Genomic DNA, 25,085 nt, shown 5'->3' with positions numbered 1-25,085 from the left:
GGGGGTGAGGGTTACCGGGCGTCGGTCAGGCCGTAGGCACGGTCGATGGTCTGCACGACGCGGTTGCCTGACCGGTCCCAGGCCTCGGTGCGTACGGACACCGCACCGCTGGTGTCGGCCAGCTTCGGGTGTACGACCAGCGCGTGGTAGCTGCCGCCGAGGCCCGGCACGACGACCGCCTGCTTCCAGGTGGCCCCGTCGTCGTACGACACCCAGGTACGCAGCCCGGCGATCCGGGGAGCGTTCGGCGCGGCGTGCGGGGTGACCTCGAACCGGTACGCCCGCCCGGCCGTCGTGGTGTCGGTCAGCGACAGGTCGAAGTCGTGTTCGAGCTGAATCAGCGGCTGCCAGTCGCACCGGCCGCTACCGATGCGGATCTGCTCGGTGTAGCAGGACGCCGGCTGCTGCACGGTGCCGGTCGCGCTGGCCGAGCGGAACGTCCAGTCGGTGGCGATCCGCTTCGCCAGGGTCTGCCCGGAGAAGTTGTCGTTGCGGACGGTGCGCAGCGTGTACTGGCCCGGCGCCGACGGCACGGTCCAGTGCATGAAGTTCGTCCCCCGGCCCGGCGGCGGATTCGGGGTGATCCGGACGCCGTCGCGTTCGAGGGTCGCCTGCACCCGGCGGCCGCCCGAGACGGTGCTGGTCAGGTCGGCCGCCGACGACGAGCGTTCCAGCAGGTAGATGCTGTCCCCGTCCCGGCAGCCCATGCAGGTGGTGGGCAGGCCGGAGTCGTCCGGCAGCGCACCCAACACGACCGGCGGCTGGTGGATCTTCTCCGTCCTCGTGGTCGCCCGAGGGAATCTGCCCACCTGGTCGGAACCCCGGGTGGTGCCGTCGGCGGGGTTGCGCACGGTGAAGTACCGCCCCCAGAGGACATCCGGACCGGTCACGTTGTAGTACTCGGTCCGGGCGACCGGCACGTTGTACGCGTGCGCGGCGTTGGCGCTGAAGTTCTGCCCGGGAGAGTACGTGTGGCTGACGTCGTGCGCGTTCGTCTCGTACTGCGGCGCGGAGACCTGGGCGTGCTGCTCGCTGCGGACCTGGACGAGGTCCCGGTGCCGGACGGTGCCGACCGGCTTGGCGGGCATCCGGCCTTCGGTGTGGGGGCGCAGCTTGTACGCGTACGGGCTGACGACCTGGGCGTCGATGTCGACGTAGGGACGCTTCGCGCCGGCGAGCACCTTCGCCACCTTCGCCCCCTGGTCACCGTCGAGCCACAGCAGCGGCAGCCGGGGCTTGACGACGTCGTACGGGGGGATCTGGTCGTAGGAGCCGGGATCGTCGCGGCCGGCGAAGTACTGGAGCACGCCCGCCGCTCCGGCGTCGGCGGCCCGCTCGACCTCGTCGACGTACCAGGCGTCGGCCGGGGTGTCGAGGAAGACGAGCTTGCCCCTGACGTCGCCCCCGGCCAGCAGGTCCGCCCGGCTGGCGAGCTGGAGCCGCTGGTCGGTGGTGAACTTGGGCGCGAACTCGGCGTCGGTGAGGTACGTCGGGGCGACCTTCACCCGGCCGTTGCCGTACACGGTGGTGGTGGCCTCCGGCGCGGTCAGCATCTGCTCGAACCAGGTCCAGTAGTCACCGATGGTCGGCTTGGCCGAGGTCGGCACGACGTGGGTCCGCCAGCTGTACCCGTGCCCCGGTCCGCTGTACCACACGCTGGCGTAGTTGGCACCGGACGCCGTGGAGAAGCTGCTGCCCATGGCCCGGTGCACCGCCTCGCTCGGCAGCGGCGTGTCGATCTTCTTGACCTCCACCAGGTCGCGGGCAAGGTCGAACTCGATGGTGGTGTTCCCGGTGACCTTGTACTGCGGGTCCTCGATCCAGGCCTGGTGCCGGAACGACTTCCCGTCGCCCCAGTAGGCGCCCCAGCAGCTCAGGTGGTACTCGCCGTCCGGGACGTACCCGGTGCCCTGCATGTCCTTGCCGCCCAGCGGGACGGTCATCATGACCTGGTAGTTCGTGTCGTCCCGGAGGTTGCGGAAGTCGCAGGGGGCGGCCCCGATGGCGATGGGTTCACCGGGCCGGCTGAGGATCCGGGTGGTGATCTGGCGCATCGGCGGCTGCCGGATGAGCCCGACCGCGAGGGTCAGCCGGGTGCCGGTGGCCTCGTCCGTGGCGACGAGCGACCCGGTGTAGCCGCCGATGTCGAGCCCGGCGGCGTCGAGGGTCACCGTGGCCTGCGCGGTGCCGCGAGCCGGCACGGTGACCGAGGCGGTCGTGGAGAGGGCTCCGGTGACCGCGCCGCCGCCGATCTTGCGCAGCGCCGGGGTCAGGGTGAGGGTGACCGGCGCGTCGGTGGGGTTGTGGTAGGCGACCTGCCGCTCGATGCGGGGCTCGGTGTTGGGCGACACGGTGCCGAAGTCGACGTTCACCGTGCTGGTGGTCACCCGCTGACGCACCGCGCGGGCCAGGTCGAGCCGTCCGGCGCCCTGCTCGTAGGCGGTGTGGCCGTTGTCCTTGCTGGTGCCGATCAGCGTCGGCTTGAGCTGGGCGGCGGTCCAGTCCGGGTGCTGCTGGGCCAGCACCGCGGCGGCGCCCGCCACGTGCGGAGTGGCCATCGAGGTGCCGTTCGCCGAGGTGTAGAGGTTGTCGACCGGGGTGCCCATCGAGGTGCCGGTGGCGCGGGCGGCGACGATTCCCACGCCGGGGGCGGAGATGTCCGGCTTGATGGCCCGGTCACCGAGCCGGGGGCCGCGGCTGGAGAAACTGGCGAGTTCGTCGGTCTTCGAGGTCGCACCCACGGTCAGGGCCGCGTCCGCGGCACCGGGGGCGCCGACGGTGTTCTCCTGGCCGGAGTTGCCCGCGGCGATGACGAAGAGCGTGCCCGTCTCGGCGGTCAGCCGGTTGACCGCCTGGCTGGCCGGGTCGGTGCCGTCGGTCGGCGCACCGCCGAGGCTCATGCTGACGACCTTCGCACCGCTGGTGGCCGCCCACTCCATCGCGTCGATGATCCACGACATGTCACCGTTGCCGGCGTCGTTGAGCACCTTCGCGACGAGCAGGTCCGCGCCGGGGGCGACGCCCTTGCGCGCCCCGGCCGAGCCGGCGCCCGTGCCGGCGATGGTGGCCGCGACGTGGGTGCCGTGGCCGTGCCCGTCCGCCACCGACGCGACGTCCGGCACGAAGCTCTTCGAGCCCACCACCTTGCCCCGCACGTCCGGGTGGTCGGCATCGATGCCGGTGTCGAGCACCGCCACCTTCACCCCGGTTCCGTCGAGCCCGGCGGCCCACGCCTGCGGCGCACCGATCAGTGGCACGCTCTCGGCGAGGTCGACCTTGACCTTCTGGTCCAGCCACACCTTGCCGACTCCCGAGCCCAGTACCGGTCCGGTGGCCGCCGCCGGCCGACGGGCGGCGGACCGGTCGGCGCCACCGGTCAGCGCGGCCCAGAAGTCACCCGTCCTGGCCTTGTCCACGACCAGGCCCGCGCCGGCCACGCTGGGCAGGTCACGCCGTACGGTGGTGCCGGGCAACGCGGCCGGGGAGGCCGCCCGGGCCTTCGCACCCGCGCCGTAGCTCACGATCACCGGCATCGTCCGGGCGGCGTCGTCGCCGTAACCGTTGCGGGCCAGGTACCGCACGTCGAACAGTTCCCGGTCCAGCAGGCCCCTGGCCACCAGACCCTGTGCCGACTGGGGAATCACGTAGACCCCGGTCGGGTCCGAGTAGGAACGGAACGCGTCCGCCGCGGCGGGGCCGCCCGGCGAGCTGACCACCGTGGCGCTGCTCCTGCCGTCCGCTCCTTCCGTGTACCGCACCCGGTGGCCGCTGATCAGGGTGACGGTGGCCTCGAGGCCATCGCCGGTCCCGGTGGTCACGGTGCTCGTCGCGGTCGGGTTCGACCCCGGTTCGCCCGCCGTCGGTGCGGCGGTCACCGGTGCGGGGACCCCGATGGTGGCGACGGCCACCGCGACGGCGAGGCCGCAGGCGACCCCGCCACGCCGTGATCGCCGTGGAATCAGGCTCGACATGAATATTCCTCTCCAAGAGGGTGTACGCAGGGGGAACGGATGCGTCCCGTGGAGCTTCGCAGCGGGTTCGGCGGCACGGAAGCCGCCCGTCTGCCTGGTTCACGCCACTGGCGTGAATGGGGCACGTCCTCGTCGTCGCAGGTGACGGTGGGTACGGATCGGATCACCCGCCGGACGATCGACCGCAGGACCTCTTGTCGCCACCGCCGGTCCGGGGCAGCATGGCCGGATGCCGGATGATCAATGGCCGTTCCCCGACCTCGGCCTGTCTCCCGGGCAGCAGGCCCTCTACGAGGCACTGGTCGCCAGCCCGGCCCCGGTGTCGGCCGATGTCGCCGGGACCGCCGACTTCGCGCGCCTGGCCGAGCTCGGCTTGGCCACCCAGCTGCCCGGTCAGCCTCCCCGGTGGACGGCGGTGGCGCCCGACGTCGCGCTGGGCCCTCTGCTGACCGAGCGCCGCGAGTCCCTGCGCGAGTTGCGCCAGCGGGTGACCCGGATGGCCGACCGGTTCCAGCGGGCCGCGACCGCCGAACACTCGGAACTGGTCGAGGTGCTCCACGGCCGCGACGCCATCCACGCCGCCTTCCAGAAGCTCAAGGACAGCGCCAGGCAGGAGTTGTTGATCTTCGATGCGCCGCCGTACCTGAACGCGTTCGCCCTGCCCGCCGAGGAGGCGGAGCGTCGGCAGGTGCGGATGCGCACCATCTACGACCGGGAGGGCATGGCCATCCCGGGACGGCTCGCCCAGCTTGCCCGCTTCGTCTCGGCGGGTGAGCACGCCCGGGTCGCGGACGTTCCGATGAAGTTGATGCTCTGCGACCGGCAGGTCGGCCTCGTACCGTTGCGCCCCGACCTCGCGCTGGAGACCTGTCTGCTGGTCCGTGACTCCGTCCTGCTGTCGGCTCTGTCGGCTCTGTTCGAGAGCCTCTGGGAACGGGCCGTGCCGCTGGACGTGGGGGTCCGCCAGCGGGTCGAGTCGGACCCGGACGCGCCGTCGGACCTCGAACGTGACCTGCTCGCGCTGCTGGTCGCCGGACTGACCGAACAGGACGTCGCCGAGCACCTCGGCTGCCACGCGCGCACCGTCCGCCGGCACATGAACCGGCTGTTCGCCCGGCTCGACGCCGTGACCCGGTTCCAGGCCGGCTACCAGGCCGTCCAGCGCGGCTGGCTGACCGCCGAGGACCGGGAGGATCTGTGTACGAACTGATCGGCGACGCCGAGGAGATGGCCTACGACCTGCTGCTCGAACGCCCCGGCGCCACCCTCGCCGAACTCGCCGCGATGTGGTCGGGGCCGTCTCGGTTGTCCGACGCGCTCACCCGGCTCGAGGCCGCCGGCCTGGTCGGCGTCCAGCCCGGGACCCCGCCCCGGTACACCGCATCCGCCACCGACGTCGTCGCCGGGCTCCTCCAGGAGCGCGAGGCCGTTCTGGACCGGACGCACGACCACTTCCTGCGGCTCACGGAGGCCTACCGGGACGCCCGTGCCGACGTCGACCCACACGTGGTCGAGGTGGTGCGTGGCCGGCGCGCGGTGCGGCAGGCGGTCAACCAGGTGCAGCGCAGCGCCCGGCGGGAGTTGTGCTGCTTCGACAAGCCGCCGTACGTCCACCTGGAGAGCACCGCCGCGACCGACCGGGAGCTGCTCGCCGCCGGAGTGCAGAGCCGCTGCATCTACGACCGCGCGGCCGTGGAGGAGAGCGGCGGGCTGCCCACGATCGAGGAGCTGATCCGCACCGGGCAGCAGGCCCGTGTCCTGCCTGATCTGCCGATGAAGATGTACATCGCCGACGATCAGCGGGCGATCCTGCCGATGCAGCCCGGCCCGATCGGGCAGGAGAGCGCCATCATCGTCCACCCGTCGGCGCTGCTCGACGCGCTCCGCACCCTCTTCGACAGCCTCTGGCGCCGGGCGGTGCCACTGCACCTGCCCGCCCACCGCAGTGGCGGCGAGGGCCGGAGCCGGAGCACGGAGATCGACGACGGGCGGTTGGTGGTACTGCTGCTGTCCGGGTTGACCGACGAGGCGATCGCCCGCCAGATCGGCGTCGGGTACCGCACCGTGCAACGGCGGATCGCCACCCTGATGAGCGATCTCGGCGCGCGTACCCGGTTCCAGGCCGGCGTCCAGGCGGCGTTCCGCCAGATGTCCCCCGCCCCGCAGGTGTCGGCAGGCCATCGCTGCCCGATCAGCGGCGGTCACCGACCCCGGCCGCCGGCCGCGGTGGAGACTGGCGGACCTCAGGGATCACCTCAGCTCGAGTAGCGGCGGGCGGTCGACCCCGGCCGTGGACGACCCGTCCCGGCTGCCACCGCCGGTCCGGGAGCTCGTGCGCCGCGACGACACCCTCGACGTGCGCGATCCGATCACCCTGCCGTCCGGGGCGCCAGGGTCAGGCGTCTGCGCACCTCCGGCGGGCTGTCGAGGCGTACCTCGTACAGCCGCCCCTCGGCGTGCGCCGGCGTCTGGTCCCCGTAGTGGGGCGAGAGGGGGTTGCCCGAGCTGCCGTGGCGGAGCACGTCGCGGATGCGGGTGCTGCCGGAGGGGCCGAACTCGACGACGAAGCGCCACGGCGCGCCCTCGACAACCTGGCCGTCGCGGTCGGGGTACATCAGACAGACGCTCTGCCCGCCGCCGCCCACCGGAGTCGGGGGCGATCCGTACAGCGCACGCAGCGTGTCCGACACCGCGGCCAGGGGATGCTGGTCCGCGATCCGGTTCGCCCTGCCGTAGCGCCAGCCGGTGGGGTCGTCGCCGAATCTGTCGGCGAGTCGACGCGCCGCCTCGGTGAGGGCGTCGGCGACGACGGCCGGCAGTTCCTCCGTCTCGCCGAGCCGCCGGCGGGCGTCCACATCCATCACCAGGTGGTCCACCTGAAGGGTGACATCGGTCATGGCGTCGGCGACGGCCGTACCGAGCCGGCGGGTGATCCAGCGCTCGGTCAACACCCGGGTCAGCGCCCCGAAGACCAGGGGTGCGGCCTGATCGGCGTCGTCCCTGCCGTCCCAGGTGGCCAACGACTGATGGCTGAACACGGCCAGCGGCGACTCCGGTGGATTCTCGTCGAGCGCCTTCAGCAGGGTGGGCAGGATGCGCCGGGCCCGGCCGTTGCGCAGGTCCATCTGCCACGCGCCGAAGTCGTCCGGACGGGCCGTCGGCGTCGCCGTCAACAGCTCCTCGATCCGGTCGGCCCGGTACGGTCCGCCCCAGTCGCTGCCCAGGTGCGGGGCGGCCCCGTCGGGCAGGATCTGGTGGTTGGCGCTGACCACGAAGCCCGCTGGCGGATCGACGACCTCCGGCAGCTCGTCGAACGCGAGCGTGGTGCTCCAGCGACCGGCCACCTCGGCCGCGCCGGCCGGCGCGAGGCCCTCCTGGCGGTCGCGGCGGGGCACGATTCCGGCCGTCCGCAGCGCGACCACACCGTCGCGGGTCGCGACGACGAGGTTGAGCACGGGCACGCCGAAACCCCGCAGGGTCCCGCGGAACGCCGGGTAGTCGCGCGCCCGCCACATGCGCTGGCAGCTCTCGGCCTCGGTGGACGGGTGCAGGCCACTCCAGTAGAGGGCCACCGGGTCGGCGTCCGCACCGGGTGGGCCCGGCAGGTCGACGTATCCCGTCCCGCCCGCGGCGGTCACGGGGATCTCGTTCCCGCCTCGCACCCGGACGACGCTGGGCTGCGACCACCGTTCTCCCGCCGGCTCCGTCCGCTCCCCCACGGCCAGGTCCTGGGTGTCGATGGTGGAGTTCGTCACCCCCCACGCGAGATCCGGGTTGGCGCCGATCACCAGTCCGGGCACGCCCGGCACCGTCACCCCGTACGCGCGTTCGCCGTCGAGGTCCAGTCCCAGCTGGTACCAGAGGCTCGGCTGGGTGAACAGGATGTGCGGGTCGTTGGCCAGCGCGGCGAAGCCGGTGGCGGACCTGGCCGCGGACACCGCCCACGCATTCGAACCGCTCCCCTGCCGGCCGGCGAAGAGGTCGCCGAGGTGCGCGGCGCCGGCCGCGGAGAGCAGCGCGGTGTCGCCGCGCCGTGCCGCCGGCCCCGCCGGGGCGTCGGCCCCGATGGTGACGCTGCCGCCGGGCGGGTACTTCGGCGCCAGGAAGCTGTGGACGAGGTCCGGTCGCTCCGCCAGCAGCCGGCTACGGAAGACCTCCTGTTGCAGGTTGCGGCCCAGGTGGAATCCGAGCTGCTTGACGATGGCCAGCGAGTCGCTGACCGACCACGGGCCCGGCCGGTACCTCACCAGGTGGAACTCGGGCGGGAGCTGCCCGCGGCGCCGCATCCGGCGCACCGCGGTGTCGACCCCGTGGGCGAAGGCCGCGAGGTTGGCCCGGGCAGGCGCGGAGAGCAGCGCCTCGCTCCGGCGGGCGGCCCGTTCGAAGGCGAGGGTACGGGCGAGGACGTCCGAACCGGCGGCGCGAACGCCGAACACCTCCGCCAGTCGTCCGGTCGCCCGCCGGCGCAGGACGTCCATCTGCCACAGCCGGTCGTACGCCATCGCGACGCCGACGCCCACGTAGAGATCACGCTCGTCGCCCGCACGGATCCACGGGATGCCGCGCCCGTCGCGGTCGATGTCGACGGTCCCGTGCAGGGCCGCCATGGAAAGTACCCGGGTTCGCCGGAGCGCACGACTGCTCGGCCAGGCGGCCAGGCGCAGGATGCCCGCCGCGGCTCTCATGACGCCTTTTCGGTCTCCGGGAGAGTGTCATGGCGGTTCAGGTCGGGGATGCGCCGCCCGACCAGCAGGTAGATCGCGACGCTCACCAACGCCAGGGCGCCGATGGTGAGGAACATGACCGGCCCGCCGAAGGACGCGAGGACGAGGCTGCCGAGGAACGGTCCGGTGAACCCGCCGACCTGCGCGAAGGTCTGTGCGCCGAAGTAGGCTCCGCGCCGGTCCTCGGGCGCGATGCGGTCGACGAGCGCGAACTCCGACGGCACGATCAGGGTCTCGGCGACCGTGAACACCACCATCGCCACGATGTAGTGCCACATCTGCTCGGAGATCGCGAAGCCGGCCATCCCGACGAAGGTGAGGATCCCGCCGAGGGTGATGGCGTTCAGCGGGTTGTAGCGCTGCACGTAGCCGGCGGCGAAGAGCTGGAGGATGATCACCGCCACCGCGTTGGTGGTCATGACCGCGGCGAGCACCCGGGCGCTGTCGGCGAAGTCGATGACGAAGTTCTGGGCGAGCAGCACGGAGATCCTGCTGTGCACCGTCTCCAACAGGATCGCGCCGATGAGCAGGAGGAGCAGGCGGCGGTCCGACATCACCGCCCGGGCCGACTCGCCCAGTCCGCGGGCGATGGCGCCCGTGCTGCGACCGAGCGTCGCCAGCCCGGCGTTCCCGACGGACGGTCGCGGCAGTTGCCGCGTGGCCGTCCAGATGACGGCGAAGTAGACCACGTACACGGCGGCGGCGGCGGGGAAGGAGATCCGGGCGCCGGTGAACCCGAGGGCCACGCCGATCAGCGGACCGACGGCGTAGCCGGCGTTGATCGCGAGGTACTGGTAGGAGAACCACTTCACCCGCAGCGCGACGGGGAGCAGGTCGCTGATGAGCACCTTCGCGACCGGGCTGAAGGCACTGGTGGCGAACGCCATGGACGCGTTGAAGACGAACGCCGTCACGGCGTGGCGCGCGAAGAAGAACCCGACGAAGCTGCCGATCACCAGCAGCAGGCAGGAGAGCAGGACCCGGCGGCGTCCCACGATGTCGGAGAGCGCGCCGCCGAGGAATCCGCCGGAGATGCCGAAGAGGACGGAGGAGCCGATGACCAGGCCGACCGTCGAGACGGACAGGCCGAGTTCGTTGCGGAGGAAGATGGCGAGGAAGGGAATCGTCACGCCGTTGGCCAGGCTCATCACGCCGGAACCGCCGACGAGGATCCTGGCCAGTCGCGGTGGGCGGAACGCTGCGCTCGCAGCCGGTTCCCGGGTCAACTCGGGTTTCCTTCCGTCTTGTCCTGCTGGTGCTGGAATTCGATCATTGTCTCGGCGACGATCGCCGCTCCGGGGTCACGCAGCATGCCCTCGTGGCTGGTGGCCACCACCGTCTCGGTCAGGTTCGGCAGCACCAGGTGCCAGCCCTCGGTGTGCCCGTCGTCGTCGTGGGGCCTCTCCAGACCCGCCACCAGCAGCAGTGCGGGCACGGCCAGGGCGGGCGCGGGCTCGGCCATGATCCGTCCCATCGTCCGGTAGTCCTCGAAGGCGTGGGCGAGCTCGCCGATCGTGGCAGCCAGCGCGGGCGTCGCGGTGGAGGCGGCCCAACGCAGGAGTTCCGCGTCGGCCAACCCGGCCGCGGACTGCGGCGACAGCTCGCGCCACCGGCGGGTGTGCTCGGGAAACGCGAGGGCGACGTCGGAGAGGAAGGCGACCAGCTGGGTCCGGTGGTCCTCGGAAAGACGCTGGTGGAGGCATCGTGGGCTCGGTGCGTCGAGCAGGATGATGCTCCGCACCTGGCGGCCGGCCGCCCGTATCGCGTGGGCGAGGTGCAGCGCCATCGCACCGCCCAGGGAGTGTCCGACGAGGTGGACCCCGGGATCGGCGACGGGCAGCAGCTCGGTCAGGCAGGCCTGCGCGGCGACGGCGGAGGACGGCGTGCCGTCCCGCGCCCGGAGGAGGTCGCGGGTGTGCAGGGCGTAGAACGGGCGGCCCCGCACGTGCGTCGACAGCCGCGCCATCGAGGCGCCGATCCCGAAGACGCCGGGCAGCGCCACCACGGGCGCCAGGCCCGCGACGGGGTCCCCCAGCGGCAGCAGGTCGACCGGGCGGCGGGACGCCACACCCTGTCCGGCCGGCCGGGCCCGACGGACCGCGCCCGCCACCGCCCGCATCGTCGGCGCCTTCAGGAAGTCGCGCAGCGGGACGACGACACCGAACTGTCGGCGTACGGCGGCCAGCAGGCGGGTCGCCAGCAGGGAGTTCCCGCCCTGCCGGAAGAAGTCGGTGTCTGCTTCGACCTCGGTGCCGGGCAGCAGCTCGGCCAGGATCGCCAGCAGGGACCGCGTGACGTCGTCGACGCCTGCGGGCACGTGTGGCGTCCGGACGGGGCCCGGGGCGGGCAGGGCTGCCCGGTCGAGTTTGCCGTTGGCGGTTCGCGGCAGCGCGTCGACGAGGATGAACGCGGACGGAACCGCATACCCCGGGAGCCGACCCTCCATCCAGGAGCGCAGCTCCGCCGGACCGGCGCCACCGTCGCCGACGACGTACGCCACCAGCCGCGTTCCCGTGCCGGGTGAGGTGTGCGGCACCACCGCGGCCTGCCGCACACCGGGCAGGGCGACCAGGGCGGCGTGCACCTCCCCCAGCTCCAGGCGGTAGCCGCGGACCTTGACCTGGTCGTCGTTGCGCCCGTGGTACTCGTACTCGCCGGACGGCGTCCGCCGGGCGAGGTCCCCGGAGCGGTATCCGCGTACGGGCCGGCCCTGCGCGTCGGTGACGGTGACGAACCGCTGCGCGGTGAGTTCCGGTTGGCCCAGGTAGCCGAGGGCCACGCCCGCACCCGTGACGATGATCTGCCCGATCTCGCCGTCGGCGACCGGCTGGTCGTCCTCGTCCCACAACAGGAAGTCGAGGTCGGGAAGTGGAGCGCCGATCAGGCTGGTCGTGCCGGCGACGTCGGAGGCGAGGATCCGGCGGTACGACGCGTGGACCGTGGTCTCGGTGATTCCGTACATGTTGACCAGTTCGGGTGCGGCGTCGCCGTACTTGGCGACCCAGGGCCGCAGGTCCCCGAACCGGAGAGCCTCACCGCCGAAGACCACCCACCTCAGCGGCAGCCGGTCGTCGTACTCGTCCTCCTGGGCCGCCAGCGAACCGAAGGCGGTGGGCGTCTGGCTGAGCATCGTGACCCGCTCCGCCCGCAGCAGGCGCCGCAGGGCGACCGGGTCCCGCGTGACCTCGGCCTCGACGACGACGACACACCCGCCGGTGAGCAACGCCCCCCACATCTCCCACACCGAGAAGTCGAAGGCGAACGAGTGCGCCATGGTCCACACGTCGTCCGGCCCGAACCCGAACAGTGGCTGCGTGGTGCCGATCAGGCGCAGGACGTTGGCGTGGGAGACCTCGATCCCCTTGGGACGGCCGGTCGTGCCCGAGGTGTGGATGACGTACGCCCGGTCGGTGGGCGCGATCGGGCGGACCGGTACGGCGGGCGGGTCCGGCTGCTCCTCGCCGCCGTCCGACGCGTCGAGCAGGACGGCCGCGACCGTCGCGGGCAGGGAGCCGGCCAGCGTACCCGTGGTGACCACCAGGGACGGCGCCGCGTCACCGACGATCATGCCGGTACGGACGGCGGGCGCCTCCGGGTCGAGCGGCAGGTACGCGGCACCCGTCCGGAGCACCGCCAGCGCCGCCACGATCATCCGCGCCGAGCGCGGCAGCAGCACGCCGACCGGCTGGCCGGGCGGCGCGACCGCCGCGATCCGGCCGGCCAGGGCCCGGGAGGCGCTGGCCAGCTCCCGGTACGTGAGGGCCTGCCGGTCGCAGCGGACGGCGACCCGGTCGGGGTGCCGACCGGCGACCTCATCGAAGGCCGCGACCAGGTTGCCGGCGGTGACCGTCGCGGCGGCGGTCCGGCCGAGCGCCGGTGTGGGCACGTCGCGGCGTCCGGCGAGCCGCCGGCGCAGCCGTAGCGCGCGGTCGGTCGACGTCATGAGCAGTTCTCCCCAGGTTTCGGATCGCCGGCTCTCACAGGGCGAGCACCAGCGGGACGACCAGCCCCGCCGCTTCGACCCGCGCCACGTACGCGGCCCAGTGCGGGGAGTCGATGAGCGCCGCCGTCGCGCGGTGGTCGATCTCCAGGGACTGGCCGCTCACCTCCCGCCAGATCTCCCCGAGCGCCCCGCGGTCCTCGTCGTCGACGAGCGTGGCCTCCTCCACCGGCCGGTCCGGGCTGGCGAGGAAGAACCTCAGCAGCCGGTCGGCCGCCCCGGCCAGCCGGTCGATGGCCTCCGGGGTGAACAGCGACCGGTCGTACTCGATGGTCAGCCCGATCCGGTCCTCGTCGGTGAAGTGCAGCAACAGGTCGAAGCGACTCGTCTGCGCGCCCAGCTGGGTCGCGGTCGCGTCCAGGCCCGGCAGCGCGGCGGCACCGCGCATCGACCGGGCGACGGAGACCACGACCTGGACCAGGGGGCTGACTCCGGGTCGACGGGGTGCTCCCACGAGGTCCACGATCTTCTGCAACGGCAGGCTCTGGTGATCGAGGGCGTTCAGGGCGCTGTCCCGGACCGCCGCGACGACGGCCCGGGCACTGTGCTCCGGGTCGACCTGGTAGCGGAACGGCACGGTGTTGGCGAAGAAGCCGACGAGGTCCTTCGTCTCCGCCGGGTGCCGGCCGGCGACGGCCGCACCGATCACGACGTCCGACTGCTGGGCGAGCTTGGCCATCAGCACCGCGCTGACGGCGTGCACGACCATGAAGAGCGTCACGTGGTGCTGCTGCGCGAACGCCCGCACCCCGGCGGAGAAGGTCTCGTCCCACTCCCGGCGGTGCCGGCCCGCGGCCCGCGCGCGGTCCTCGGTCCGCTCCAGGTCGGTCGCGAGGGCGAGTTCCCCGTCGTAGCCCTTCAGGTAGGACCGCCAGAAGTCGCCCTCGCGTCGGGCCGGCGCCGATTCGAGGTAGTTCTGCTGCCAGCGGGAGTAGTCGCCGTACTGGATGGGGAGCGGGGGCAGGTCCGCCTCCCGGCCCGCCCGGTGGGCCGCGTACGACTCCGCGATCTCCCGCAGGATCACCTCGTTGGACCAGCCGTCGGTGACGACGTGGTGGCTCGTCCATTCGAGCACGTGGTCCCGGTCGGAGAAGCGGTACAGGGTGGCCTCGGTCAGCACGCCACCGAGGTCGATGCGCCGCGTCGCCCGCTGCCGGACGTACTCCAGCATCGCCTCGGTGTCCCCCTGCGCGACCACCGCGTCAGTGGCCTCCCGGACCCCCAGGCGCGGTCTCGCATCGGGGTCCACGACCAGCAACGGCACGCCGTCGCGTTCGACGATCCGGCTCGACAACACCTCGTGCCGCGCGACGAGCCGGTCGACGGCCGCCCGCAGCGCCGGCACGTCGAGGTCGCCGTGAAGATGCAGGAGGTAGCCGTCGGTGTAGGCGCCGTCGGAGTCGAGCTGGTCCAGGTACCAGAGGCTCGACTGCGCCATGGACAGCGGGAACTCCCGCAGGCCGGCGGGCCTCGCCGGGATCGGCACCTCCGACTCCCGGTCGTCCGTCAGCGCTGCCTCGACCCGGGCGGCGAAACCGCGCAGCGTCGGGTTCTCGAACAGCTCCCGGATCGGCAGGCGGACCCCGAGGCGGTCCCCCAGCCGGGCGAGGACCTGCGTCGCGTGCAGGGAGTGGCCGCCCAGGTCGAAGAAGCTGACCTGGGGCCCGGGCCGGCGACCGGACAGCACGGAGGCCCAGATCCCGGCGACGGCCTCCTCCATCGGGGTCATCGGGGCGGAGTTCTCCCCGGTCGGTTCGTCGACCGGGGACAGGGCCGTCGCCGCCAGCGACCGGGTGTCGACCTTGCCGTGGCTCGTACGCGGCAACTGGTCGAGGCGGACGAGGAAGTCCGGGATGGCGTTGCGTGGCAGGACCTGGCTGAGCGCGACGCGAACCTCCTCGGGCCGCAGGTCCCGGCGGACCAGGGAGCCCTCGGGCGAACCGCCGGCGGCGCCGGAGACCACCTCCGGTACGAAGAATCCGGCGAGTTGCTTGCCGCCGTCGTCGGACCGCCGGACGGTCACCACGCTCTCCTGGACGCCCTCGACACCGGCGAGGGCGCGGCTGACCTCGTCCAGTTCGACCCGGTTCCCTCTGATCTTGAGCTGGTTGTCGATCCGGCCGAGGAACTCCAGCGAGCCGTCCGCCAGCCGGCGGCCGCGGTCACCGGTGCGGTACATGATGCCGTTGCCGTCGACGGCGAACGGGTCGCCGACGAAGACCGCGGCGGTCCGGTCGGGGTCGTTGACGTAGCCGCCGCCGACGCAGATGCCGCCGGCGTACAGCTCTCCCGGCGTGCCGGTGGGCACCGGCTCCCGGGCGCCGTCCAACACGTACAGTGCGGTGTTGCGCGCCGGCCGTCCGATGGGGACGGAGGCGTCCCGCTCGTCGACGTCGGCCGCGACGAGGTGGTGCAGGACGTCGTCGGACGTCTCGGTCGTCCCCCACATGTTCAGCAGCCCCACCTCGGGGAGCAGCCGGCGGAACGTGTTGGCGGACTGCGGGGTCAGCGTCTCCGCCTGCGAGGCGACCCAGCGCAGGCGGAACGGGGCGAACGCGTCGACGCCGTAGAACGCGAGTTCGGCGCACATGATGTTGAGCACGGAGGGCGTCACCTCCAGCACGGTGACCCCGTCCTCGGCCACGGCCCGCAGCAGCGACGCCGCGTCCTGACCGATCTCGTCCGGGTAGATCACGGTCGTGGCGCCGACGGCGAGTGGCGCGAGGAACTGCCAGACGGAGATGTCGAAGGTGGCGGCGGCGTCCTGGGCCAGCCGGTCGCCGGGCCGCAGGTCCAGCTGCTGGATCTTGGCGTCGATGTGGTTGAGCATGCCGTCGTGCCGGATCAGGGCGCCCTTGGGGTCGCCCGTGGATCCCGAGGTGAAGAGGATGTACGCGCTGTCCCGACCGCCCGGTGCGGGGCCGGGCGCGACCGGGGTGCCGGCAGCGGCGGCGAGGACGTCCGCCACGTCGACCAGCTCGACCTCACCGATCGCGGCCAGCGCGGCGCGGTGCGTCTCGTCGCACACCACCAGCCTCGCCTCCGCCCGCCCGACCATGCGGGCGACGCGTGCGGCCGGGCCCTGCGGCAGCGGCAGGTACACCGCGCCGAGGCGGAGGATGGCGAGCAGAACGACGAGGTAGTCGATGTTCCGGCCGCTGGCCAGGCCGACCACGGTGCCGTGACCGACCTGCCGTGCGCGCAGCCGTCCGGCCACCCGCTCGACGTCCGCGGCGAGTTCCCGGTAGGTGATCTCGCGGCCGTGGCAGACGGCGGCCACCTCGTCGGGGAACGTCTGCACCGAACGGGCCATCCGTTCGAGGAAGCCCGTCGCCGTCGCCGGCTCGACCGGCCCGCGTGAGATCGCCAGCAACGCCCGGTACCGCTGCTCACCGAGCAGCGCGACCTGCGTCGGCTCGTCGTCCGGCTGGTCGACGACGCTCGTCAGCGCCCGCAGGAAGATGTCCGCCACCTCGTGCAGCTGGTCCTCCGAGATCCGCTCCATGTTCGCTTCGAGGTCGAGCGTGAGCAGTCGACTGAACGGATCCTTGTTGAACTCGGCCCGCAGGGTGAAGTTCGTCTGGATGTAGCCGAAGCCGTCCACCACCTCGATGCCCGTGGCATGGGCGAGCCGTTCGTAGCCGTGGAAGTGGGTGTAGTTGAACATGATGTCGGTCAGCTCGGACACGCCGGCGAGGCGGAGCATCTCGGCGTGCGGGAAGCGCCGCACCGGCAGCAGCTCCCGCTCCTTGTCGCTGGTCGCCGCGATCAGGTCGCGCCAGGTGCGACCCCGCGGCCGGAGCCGGAAGGGTACGAGGTTGAGGTGCAGGCCGATGACCTCGGTGCCGCCCTCCTCCTCGACCCGCCCGTTGGCGGCGACGCCGAGCACGACGTCGTCGCGTCCCGTGAGCGTCATCACCACCCGCGCCTGGACGGCCATCACCACGTGTTTGACCGACACCCCGCAGGCGGCGGCGAGCTGGTGCAGGCGGTCGGAGAGTTCCGCCGGGAGGTCCACGCTGAGGAAGCCCATCCGCCCCTCGTGGACGTCGCCGGAGCCCCGGGCCAGGCGGGGCAGCAGGCTCGGCTCGACGTCGGCCAGTTCCTGTCGCCAGAAGTCCCGGACCGCCTCGTCGCGGAGCACGGCCTGTTCCTTGGCGATGAAGTCGGCGTACCGGCGCACGGGCAGGGCACGGTCGTGCGACGCGATGCCCTGCAGGTCCTGCCAGTAGTCGACGAGGATCTCCGCGAGCAGTGAGGTCTCGCTCCACCCGTCGAACATCGTGTCGTGGAAGCTCATGGAGAACATGAACTCGTCCGGCCCGAGCAGGTGCGCCGTGAACCGGACCAGTGGCGGCTGCGCCCAGTCGTACGGGTTGCTCATCTCCCGGCGTCGCCAGGCCTCGAACTCGGCCAGCTGCCGGTCCTCGTCGAACCGGCTCAGGTCCGCCACGCTCAGCGGCATTCGGGCCTGCGCGTGGACGACCTGGAGCGGTTGCGAGAAGCCGGACAGGTGGAACGACGTCCGCAGGATCTCGTGGCGCTCGGTCACCCGCGCGAGCGCGCGGCTCATGGCGTCGTGGTCGAACCTGGCACGCAACCGGAACATGAAGATGTCGCAGTACATGTTGACGCCCTCGGCGTACGCGCTGTGGAACAGCACACCGGCCTGGAGGGTGGCCACCGGGTACGCGTCCACCGTGCCGGCCGGCAGGAGCGCCCGGTCCGCCGGGTCGACGAGGCTGAACGGCTCGACCGGCGGGTCGACCGACTCGTCCGTGGCGACCGCGTTCGCGGCCAGCGCACGCGGCGTCTTCAGCTCGTAGATGTCGGCCAGGTCCAGCGTCATCCCGCGGTTCGCCGCGGCCGCGCGCAGCTGCACCGCGATGATGGAGTCCCCGCCGATGCCGAAGAAGGAGTCGTCGGGTCCCACCCCCTCGACGCCGAGCACTTCCTCGAACAGCGCGCAGATCGCCCGCTCCACGGTCGCCGAGGAGGCGTCGGCGACCGCTTCCGTGGCCATCGGCGCCCGGAGCTGGTTGGCCGCGGTCGGTGCGGGCAGGAGCGTGAAGTCGACCTTGCCGTTGGCGTTGAGGGGAATCTCCGGCACCGGGACGACGAACGCCGGAAGCATGTACGACGGCAGGCTCGCCCGCAGCAGCTCCGGAATCTCCCCCAGCTCGCAGCCGGGGTCGTGGGTCACGTACGCGACGATCTGCGTCCGGTTGCTGCCGGTGCCCGACGCCGCCGGCTGCCCGGCCCGGACGAGACTGCGGACCGAGGAGATCCGCCCGGACACCGCCTCCTGCTTCACCACCGGATTGCGCTGCGGTCGCGCCCGGCGGACGGTCACCGCGACCTGCCCGACGCCGGGTACCGCGGTCAGCGCCGCGTGGATCTCCCCGAGTTCGACCCGGTGCCCACGGATCTTGACCTGGTCGTCGGCCCGCCCCAGGTACTCGTACTCCCCGGCGGGAGTCAGGCGCGCGAGGTCACCGGAGCGGTATCCCCGCACGGGCCTGCCGTCGACGGTCAGGTCGAGGAACCGCTCTGCGGTCGCTGCGGGCTGACCCAGGTAGCCGATCGCCACCCCTGGTCCGGTCACGACGATCTCACCGGTCCGGCCCGGGGCCACCGGCCGGCCCTGCTCGTCCCGGAGCAGGAAACCGAGGTCCGACAGCGGACGACCGATGAGGCTGGCCGTGCTCGTCAGGTCGGCCGCCAGGACCCTGCGGTACGACGAGTGGACCGTCGTCTCCGTGATGCCGTACATGTTGACCAGCTGCGGCTGCTGGTCGCCGTACCTGCCCACCCAGGGCCGGAGGTCACCGAAGCGCAGCGCCTCACCGCCGAAGACCACCCACTTCAGCGGCAGCCTGTCGGGCTGGGAGACCTCGTGCGCGGCCAGGCTGTTGAAGGCGGTGGGCGTCTGGCTGAGCATCGTCACCTGTTCGTCGGCGAGCAACGCCCGGAAGGCCACCGGGTCCCGCGCGACGTCCTGTCCCACGACGACCAGCCGGCCGCCGGACAGCAGCGCCCCCCACATCTCCCAGACGGAGAAGTCGAAGGCGAACGAGTGGAACATCGTCCAGACGTCCCCGGCGCCGAAGCCGAACTGCGGCTGGGTGACCCGGATCAGGCGCAGCACGTTGCCGTGGCTGACCTCCACGCCCTTCGGCCGCCCGGTGGTGCCCGAGGTGTAGATCACGTAGGCGCGGGTGTCCCACGCCGCGGGGCACCGCCCGTCGGTGTCGTCGCTCCGGTCCTCCGCGACGTCCTGCGGCCCCATCACCGGGGTGTCCGGCGGCAGCAGCTCCGCCAGCCCGGGAGCCGTCAGCACCACCGAGGGCGCCGCGTCCGCCACGATCAGCCTCAGCCGGGCGGCGGGAGTGGACGGATCGACCGGCACGTACGCCGCGCCCACCCGCAGCACGGCCAGGCTCGCGACCACCATGTCCACCGAGCGCGGCAGGAGCAGCAGCACCGGACGCGACGGGTCGTCGACCCTCGCCCTGATCGCGGCGGCGAGCGCCGTCGACCGGGCGGCCACCTCGGCGTACGACATCCGCCGGTCTCCGCAGCACACCGCGATGCTGTCCGGGTGGCGTCGGACGACCTCGTCGAACGACTCCACCAGATTACCGACGGCAACATCGGAAGCAGTCATCATTTCCGCCTTAGCTGAGTCGAACCGGGTCGTGAGCGAGTGGTGTGGACGGCCGTCGGACCAACCGGGCGAGACTCTCGGAGAACCGCCGACACACCTCGGCTGCCGCCTCCGCGGACACGAGGTTGCGTTGGTGGACGAGGCGGAACGCGAGTCCGCCCGCGTCGAGGGCGCCGTAGAGGCTCGTCGCGAAGGCGGTGTCCACGGGCGGCAGGTCGTACGCCTCGACGTCGTGGGACCCGATCCGCCGCCGCCGGCGGAGCCAGGGCACGGACAGTCCCACGTCGCTGCCGTGCACGGGCTGCTGGAGCGTCAGCGTCGCCTGGAAGAGCGGATTCTGGCCGTGCCGATCGGCGGCGAGTGCCCGGACCAGGTCGCTGAAGGGGACGTCCGCGGTCGACAGTGCCGCCCGCAGTTCCCGCCACAGGCGTTCCTCGAGCGCCGCCGGATCGGGCCGGTCGGTCAGGTCACCGAGGATGGGCACCATGTTGACCAGGTAGCCGACGGTGCCGGCGAAGCGCTGGTCGGTGCGCCCGTGATGCGGCGCGCCGATCACGATCCGCGGCTCGCCGGTCACCTGGTGCAGGGCTTCGGCGTAGGCGGCCAGCAGCGAGACGAAGGGGGTGAAGCCGCGCCGCGCCGCGTGCCGGTGGAGGGTCCGTACGACGTCCGGGTCGACCTCGAAGTCGATCCAGCCGGCCCGGTGCCGGTCCGGGTCCGGTCGTCGTCGTGGCGACCGGGCCGAGGCGGGTCGTTCCGGAAAGAGGACGAGGTCACGCAGTGGCCGCCACTTCTCCGCCAGGGCCGTGACCCGGTCGCGCCAGTCGGGATCGAGCCGCGCCTGCTGCTGCAGCCGGGCCCAGTCGGTGGCGTCCGCCGCGCCCGGTCCCGCCGTGGCCGGCGGGGCGTCGCCCGTGATCTGGGGCAGGATCTCGGCGAGCAGGAGCTGGAGCGACCAGTGGTCGACGACCGCGTGATGGCACGCCACGAGAAGCACCGTGCCGTCCGGCGGGTACGCCACCCCGGCCCGCACCAGCGGGCCCCGCACCAGGTCGAAGGGGCGGTAGGCCCGCTCGTGCAGGTAGGCCCGTACCGCCTCGTCGGAGCCGTCCGGGAAGGCCCGGCACTCCCAGTCGACCGTGCCCTGGTCGTGCACGGTCTGGACGCCGGATCCGAGCGGTCCGAGCGTCGTGCGCAGCGCGGGGTGCCGAGCGACGGCCGTGTCGATCGCGGCACGCAGCGGTTCCTCCTCGACGCGGCCGCAGAGGCGCAGGGCGATCGCCAGGTTGTTCGCCCGGTTGCCGCGGGACACCTCGTCGTAGAAGTGCAGCTCGACCTGGCCGGCCGAGGCGGGGCTGACCGCGCCGGTCCGCGCCGGCAGCGGTACGGCGGCCGGGCCGGGATCCGCGGCGGCGGCGACCAGCTCGGCCACCGACCGGTCGCCGAAGAACAGCTCGGTGTCCAGGGTGCCGTGCACCAACCGCTCGACAGCCGCCTTGAGTTCGATCAGTCGCAGCGAACCGAGTCCCAGTGCCGCCAGCGGCAGCGACGGGTCCCACTCGTTCCCTTCGAGGTTCGCGTACCGCCGGACGAGCTGTTCCACGGCGGTGGGCAGGTCGCCGGGGTGGGTGTCGGCGGCGGCCCGATCGGGCGCCGCGGACGGGACCGCCGGCACGACGGGCTTGAGGCGTCCGCCGACGAACTGCTCCCTGGTGGCGCGCCGGCGGATCTTCCCGCTGGAGGTCTTCGGTATCGCGCCGGGCATGACGACGACCACGTCGTCGAGGTCCAGCCCGCACTCGGTGGCCACCCGGCGCCGCAGCCCGCCGGTCAGCGACGTGAGCAGCGCGGGGTCCGCGCGCAGCCGCGCCAGCCCGCTGCGGGAGGCCTCGACCACCAGCGCCACCCGCTGGTCGCCGGTCTCCGGTTGGAACGCCGCGGCACCGCCCCGGCGCAGGTGCTCGTCGCCCGCGGTGGCGGCGGCCTCGATGTCGTGCGGGTGGTAGTTGCGGCCCGCTCGGATGATCAGATCCTTCTGGCGCCCCGCGACGTAGAGTTCGCCGTCGTACATCGCGCCGAGGTCCCCGGTACGCAGGAACGTCCCCTGCCGGCCGCCGACGGTGGCGGCGAACGTCGCGGCGGAGTCGGACCTGCCCCAGTACCCGGCGGCCACCCCGCCGGAGTTCACGCAGATCTCGCCGACCTCACCCGCCGCGCAGGGTTCGCCGTCCGCGCGGCGCACGGCGACCGTCGTGCCCGGTGGCGGGGTGCCGCAGGAGACCAGGGTGACCGCATCCGTGCCCGCTGCTCCGGTCGCCCCGGTCAGCCGGCCCGTTTCGAGAGCGTGCCGATCGAAGGTGCCGGCGCGGTAGCCGGTCGACGCCTCGGGGCCGCTGACGAAGAGCGTCGCCTCCGCCAGGCCGTAGCACGGATAGAAGGCCCGGCGGTCGAACCCGAGCGGCGCGTACGCGGCGGAGAACGCGTCCATCGTCCGCCTGTTGACCGGCTCCGCGCCGTTGAACGCGATCCGCCACGAGCTGAGGTCGATCCCGTCGAGCAGCCCGGCGTCGAAGCGGTCCGCCAGGAGCTGGTAGGCGAAGTTGGGCCCGCCGGAACAGGTCGCCTTGAACCGGGACACCTCCGCCGGCCACCGCAGCGGGTCCCGGACGAACGCGAACGTGTCGAGCAGGATCGCCGGTATGCCCACGAACAGCGGCAGCAACGTGGTGCCGATGAGGCCCATGTCGTGGTACATCGGCAGCCAGCTGAGCACCACATCGTCGGTGTTGATCCCGAAACCGGCAGCGATGGCCCGGTGGTTGTCGGTGAGGTTGCCGTGGCCGACCATGACCCCCTTGGGATCGCCCGTCGATCCGGAGGTGTACTGGAGGAAGGCGAGGTCGCCCGGCTCCGGCCGGTGGGGTCCCACCGCAGCGGCCTGCGCCCGTACCGACTCGATCGGGTGCACCGCCGGTCCGTCCGGCTCGGCCGCCAGCACCGACAGTGGTTCGACCAGCTTCGCGGTGGTCAGCGCGTGGGTGGCTCCGCAGTCGCGCACGACGGTGGTGACGCGGTCGAGGCGCGTGTTGGGGCCCGGCGGGTAGAGGGGCACCGCGACCACGTTGGCGTAGAGGCAGCCGAGGAAGGCGGTGACGTAGTCGAGGCCGGGTGGGAAGAGCAGCAGCACCCGGTCGCCCGGTTCGGCGATCGACCGCAGGTGGCCGGCCACGGTACGAGCGCCCTCGTCGAGCTGCCCGTACGTGGTGCTGGTCGCCACCCCGGCACTGTCGACGAAGGTCAGCGCGTGGTCGTCCGCCCGGGTGTCCGCCCAGGCCGACAGGGCCGCGATGAGCGAGGTGTGGGTCATGGTCGTCTCTCAGTGGGCCGGGGCCAGGGACGTTTCGTCGCTGAAGGCTTCCGGGCGGTCCTCGTCGACCAGCAGCCGGACCTGGTCCACGGCGGTGTGGATCCGGCGGAGAACCTCCGCTCTGCTGGGGCCCGTGGCGATGACGTGCCCCAGGCGGTCGTAGGCGTTTCGTGGCGGTCGCACGGACGTGCCGGGGGACGCCGTCACGGTCACCTGTTCGACGCCGTCGAGGCGCGCGATCTCCGCCCCGCCCGCGGTGCCCCGCAGCGTCCCGGGCCGGGAAGCCACCAGGAACTCGATCGCGGCGTACCCGTGCGTGGTCGAGGAGAGCCGGGTCGGCTCTCCGACGGCGGCGGCCAGCTGCGCGGCGAGCAGGTCGGAGCCGGTAGCGAGGCGGTAGAGCTCGGGGATCATCCCGCCGGCCGGGCGGGGATTGATCTCGATGATGGCCGGGCCGGAGGGCGTGAGGCGTACCTCGGTGTGGGTCGCTCCGTGTGACATCCCGACCGTTCCGAGGGCCCGCAGGACGGCATCCACCATCGCGGTCGCCTGGTCCGCCGGCAGGTCCGCGGGAAAGACGTGACCGAGCTCCACGAAGTACGGCCCGCCGGTCACCCGCTTCTCGGTGATCCCGAGGCAGCGGTTCCCGATGCTCTCGCCGAACACCTCGACGCTGAACTCGGCACCCCGCACGTACTCCTCGACCAGTGCGCAGCGGGCGGTCGGCAGGCCCCGGACGTTGACGCGCATGCCCAGGACCGTCTCCACGTGAGCGGTCGCCTCCTCGACGGTGGCGCAGAGCAGCACGGCGTTCGATGAGGAGTCGTCCGCGGGCTTGACCACGCACGGCAGCCCGACCTCGCTCACGGCGGCGGCGGCCCGTGCCGGGTCCGTCACCGCGACGAAGCGGGGTTGCCGGATCCCGCTGTCCCGCAGGGCCTCCCGCAGCAGGGCCTTGTTCCGACAGGCGGCCACGGCTGCCGGCGGGTTGCCCGGCAGTCCCAGCCAGTCGGCCAGCTCGGCGGCGAGCACGGTGTAGAAGTCGCTCGTCGTCGTCACCCCGGCGAGCTGTTCACGACGGAACCTGCCCTGGATGAGCGAGCGCAGGCCCGGCAGGTCGTGGGTCTCGCAGACGAGGACCTCGCAGTCGGTGTCGGCGAGCCCCGGGTAGCGGTCGGGACGGTCGGTGAGCAGCACCGGACGCAGCCCCATCCGTCGCGCGACGCTCAGGGCGAGCACGCCGGTGCCGCTCGTGTTCGACTCCAGGAACAACAGGTACCGCTCGTCGTTCGCGCGCGGGACGTCGTCCGTCCGCGACCAGCTCACGGCGACCTCGCCGGGGCTGATCGGACGCGGTCGGTCCGCCACGTCCATCCCGTGGAGGCGGTCGGCGGCCCATCCGTCGTCGTAGACGGTCTGCGCGTACCGGTCGCCGCGATCGGGGAAGATGCCGACGATCCGGGTGCCCGGCTCCGCGCGGCGAGCCACGTCCTTCAACACCTGGTAGACCGATCCCGACGTGTTGCCGCCGAAGATCTGCTGTTCGCGGGCCAGGTCACGGGTGGCGCCGAACGCCTCCCGGTCGTTGAGCCAGTGCACCTCGTCGATCTGGCGACGGTCCAGGTTGGCGGGCTCGAGGCTGTTGCCGAGTCCGCCCTGCAACCTGTTGGGCACGTCCGGTTGACCGAACAGCACGCTGCCCACGCAGTCCACCCCCACCACTCGCAGCTCGGGCAGCGCGCGTCGCAGCGCACGGGCCGAGCCGCACAGCGATCCACCGGTGCCGACCGCCCCGACCAGGACGTCGAAGGAGGTGAGGTCCCCCAGCAGCTCGCCGGCCAGGGACCGGTACGCACCCGGGTTGTCCGGATTCCGGTACTGCTCGGGAAAGAACGCACCCGGCAGGCCTTCGAGGAGCTCGTGCAGCCGTTCGAGGCGGGCACCCTGCCAGCCCTGGCGGGACATCCGGTCGACGACGTGCACCTGGCAGCCCAGGGCGCGCAGCTTGGCGAGCGTCACGGGGTCGATCCGGGGGTCGGTGACGACATGCACCGGATGGCCCAGGGCGGTGCCGACGAGGGCGACTCCCAGCGCCATCGTGCCGGAGGAACTCTCGACGATCGGCGCGCCCGGTTTGAGCACGCCCAGCCGCCTGGCCTCGAGGATCACGTGGCGGGCGACCCGGTCCTTCATCGCGAAGAGGTTCTGCAGTTCGAGTTTGGCGTACACCTGCACGCGCGGGTCGACATCCATCCGCAGCCTGATCAACGGCGTGTGCCCGATGGCGTCGACGACGTTCTGGAAGATCACGCGCCAGCCCCCGGTCGTCCGTGGGTGCCGACGTCGTTCGCGCCCA

At 72.6% G+C, this 25,085-nt stretch carries 9 protein-coding genes; 2 read left to right on the top strand and 7 right to left on the bottom strand.

The genetic code is table 11. The features are described from left to right. Positions 1-11 precede the first annotated feature (11 nt). Positions 12-3,971: a S8 family serine peptidase gene (locus tag AB0883_RS21220; RefSeq protein ID WP_366642878.1), complete on the bottom strand. Its 3,960-nt coding sequence runs from the start codon at positions 3,969-3,971 to the stop codon at positions 12-14. A gap of 229 nt (positions 3,972-4,200) precedes the next feature. On the opposite strand from AB0883_RS21220, the gene AB0883_RS21215 reads away from it, so the two are divergent. Together AB0883_RS21215 and AB0883_RS21210 are read left to right on the top strand one after the other, a co-directional pair. Then, positions 4,201-5,181 carry a LuxR C-terminal-related transcriptional regulator gene (locus AB0883_RS21215; protein WP_366642877.1) on the top strand — a complete coding sequence of 327 codons (981 nt, stop codon included), beginning with the start codon at positions 4,201-4,203 and terminating at the stop codon, positions 5,179-5,181. Beyond that, entirely contained in the window at positions 5,169-6,239 is a 1,071-nt protein-coding gene (locus AB0883_RS21210; protein WP_366642876.1) for a hypothetical protein, read from the top strand. Before AB0883_RS21215 ends, AB0883_RS21210 begins: the two co-directional genes overlap by 13 nt. Before the next feature lie 101 nt (positions 6,240-6,340). On the opposite strand, the gene AB0883_RS21205 is transcribed toward AB0883_RS21210, so the two are convergent. The 6 genes from AB0883_RS21205 to AB0883_RS21180 all read right to left on the bottom strand — a co-directional run bounded on the left by AB0883_RS21205 (position 6,341) and on the right by AB0883_RS21180 (position 25,039). Next, entirely contained in the window at positions 6,341-8,578 is a 2,238-nt protein-coding gene (locus tag AB0883_RS21205; protein ID WP_366642875.1) for a penicillin acylase family protein, read from the bottom strand. 74 nt (positions 8,579-8,652) lie between these two features. Continuing rightward, positions 8,653-9,921 (bottom strand): MFS transporter, encoded by a 1,269-nt coding sequence (locus tag AB0883_RS21200; protein ID WP_366642874.1) that lies wholly within the window; start codon positions 9,919-9,921, stop codon positions 8,653-8,655. After that, positions 9,918-12,638 (bottom strand): amino acid adenylation domain-containing protein, encoded by a 2,721-nt coding sequence (locus AB0883_RS21195; RefSeq protein ID WP_366642873.1) that lies wholly within the window; start codon positions 12,636-12,638, stop codon positions 9,918-9,920. Before AB0883_RS21195 ends, AB0883_RS21200 begins: the two co-directional genes overlap by 4 nt. Before the next feature lie 34 nt (positions 12,639-12,672). Continuing rightward, positions 12,673-19,362 (bottom strand): amino acid adenylation domain-containing protein, encoded by a 6,690-nt coding sequence (locus tag AB0883_RS21190; RefSeq protein ID WP_366642872.1) that lies wholly within the window; start codon positions 19,360-19,362, stop codon positions 12,673-12,675. Between the two features lie 10 nt (positions 19,363-19,372). Continuing rightward, positions 19,373-22,729 (bottom strand): AMP-binding protein, encoded by a 3,357-nt coding sequence (locus AB0883_RS21185; RefSeq protein ID WP_366642871.1) that lies wholly within the window; start codon positions 22,727-22,729, stop codon positions 19,373-19,375. A gap of 9 nt (positions 22,730-22,738) precedes the next feature. Beyond that, on the bottom strand, positions 22,739-25,039 hold the full coding sequence (locus tag AB0883_RS21180; RefSeq protein ID WP_366642870.1) for a pyridoxal-phosphate dependent enzyme: 2,301 nt from the start codon (positions 25,037-25,039) through the stop codon (positions 22,739-22,741). Positions 25,040-25,085: the final 46 nt, after the last annotated feature.

It is taken from the genome of Micromonospora sp. NPDC047812, from assembly GCF_040704175.1.
Lineage (GTDB): Bacteria > Actinomycetota > Actinomycetes > Mycobacteriales > Micromonosporaceae > Micromonospora.
The sequence above is the reverse complement of the archived record's forward strand: the minus strand, read 5'-3'. Positions and strand labels throughout refer to the sequence as shown.

What these genes read in the sequence shown, in the direction of transcription:
- AB0883_RS21220 (WP_366642878.1), bottom strand. Translation starts at nt 3,971, where the DNA reads ATGTCGAGCCTGATTCCACGGCGATCACGGCGTGGCGGGGTCGCCTGC.
- AB0883_RS21215 (WP_366642877.1), top strand. Translation starts at nt 4,201, where the DNA reads ATGCCGGATGATCAATGGCCGTTCCCCGACCTCGGCCTGTCTCCCGGG.
- AB0883_RS21205 (WP_366642875.1), bottom strand. Translation starts at nt 8,578, where the DNA reads ATGGCGGCCCTGCACGGGACCGTCGACATCGACCGCGACGGGCGCGGC.
- AB0883_RS21195 (WP_366642873.1), bottom strand. Translation starts at nt 12,638, where the DNA reads ATGACGTCGACCGACCGCGCGCTACGGCTGCGCCGGCGGCTCGCCGGA.
- AB0883_RS21190 (WP_366642872.1), bottom strand. Translation starts at nt 19,362, where the DNA reads ATGACTGCTTCCGATGTTGCCGTCGGTAATCTGGTGGAGTCGTTCGAC.
- AB0883_RS21185 (WP_366642871.1), bottom strand. Translation starts at nt 22,729, where the DNA reads ATGACCCACACCTCGCTCATCGCGGCCCTGTCGGCCTGGGCGGACACC.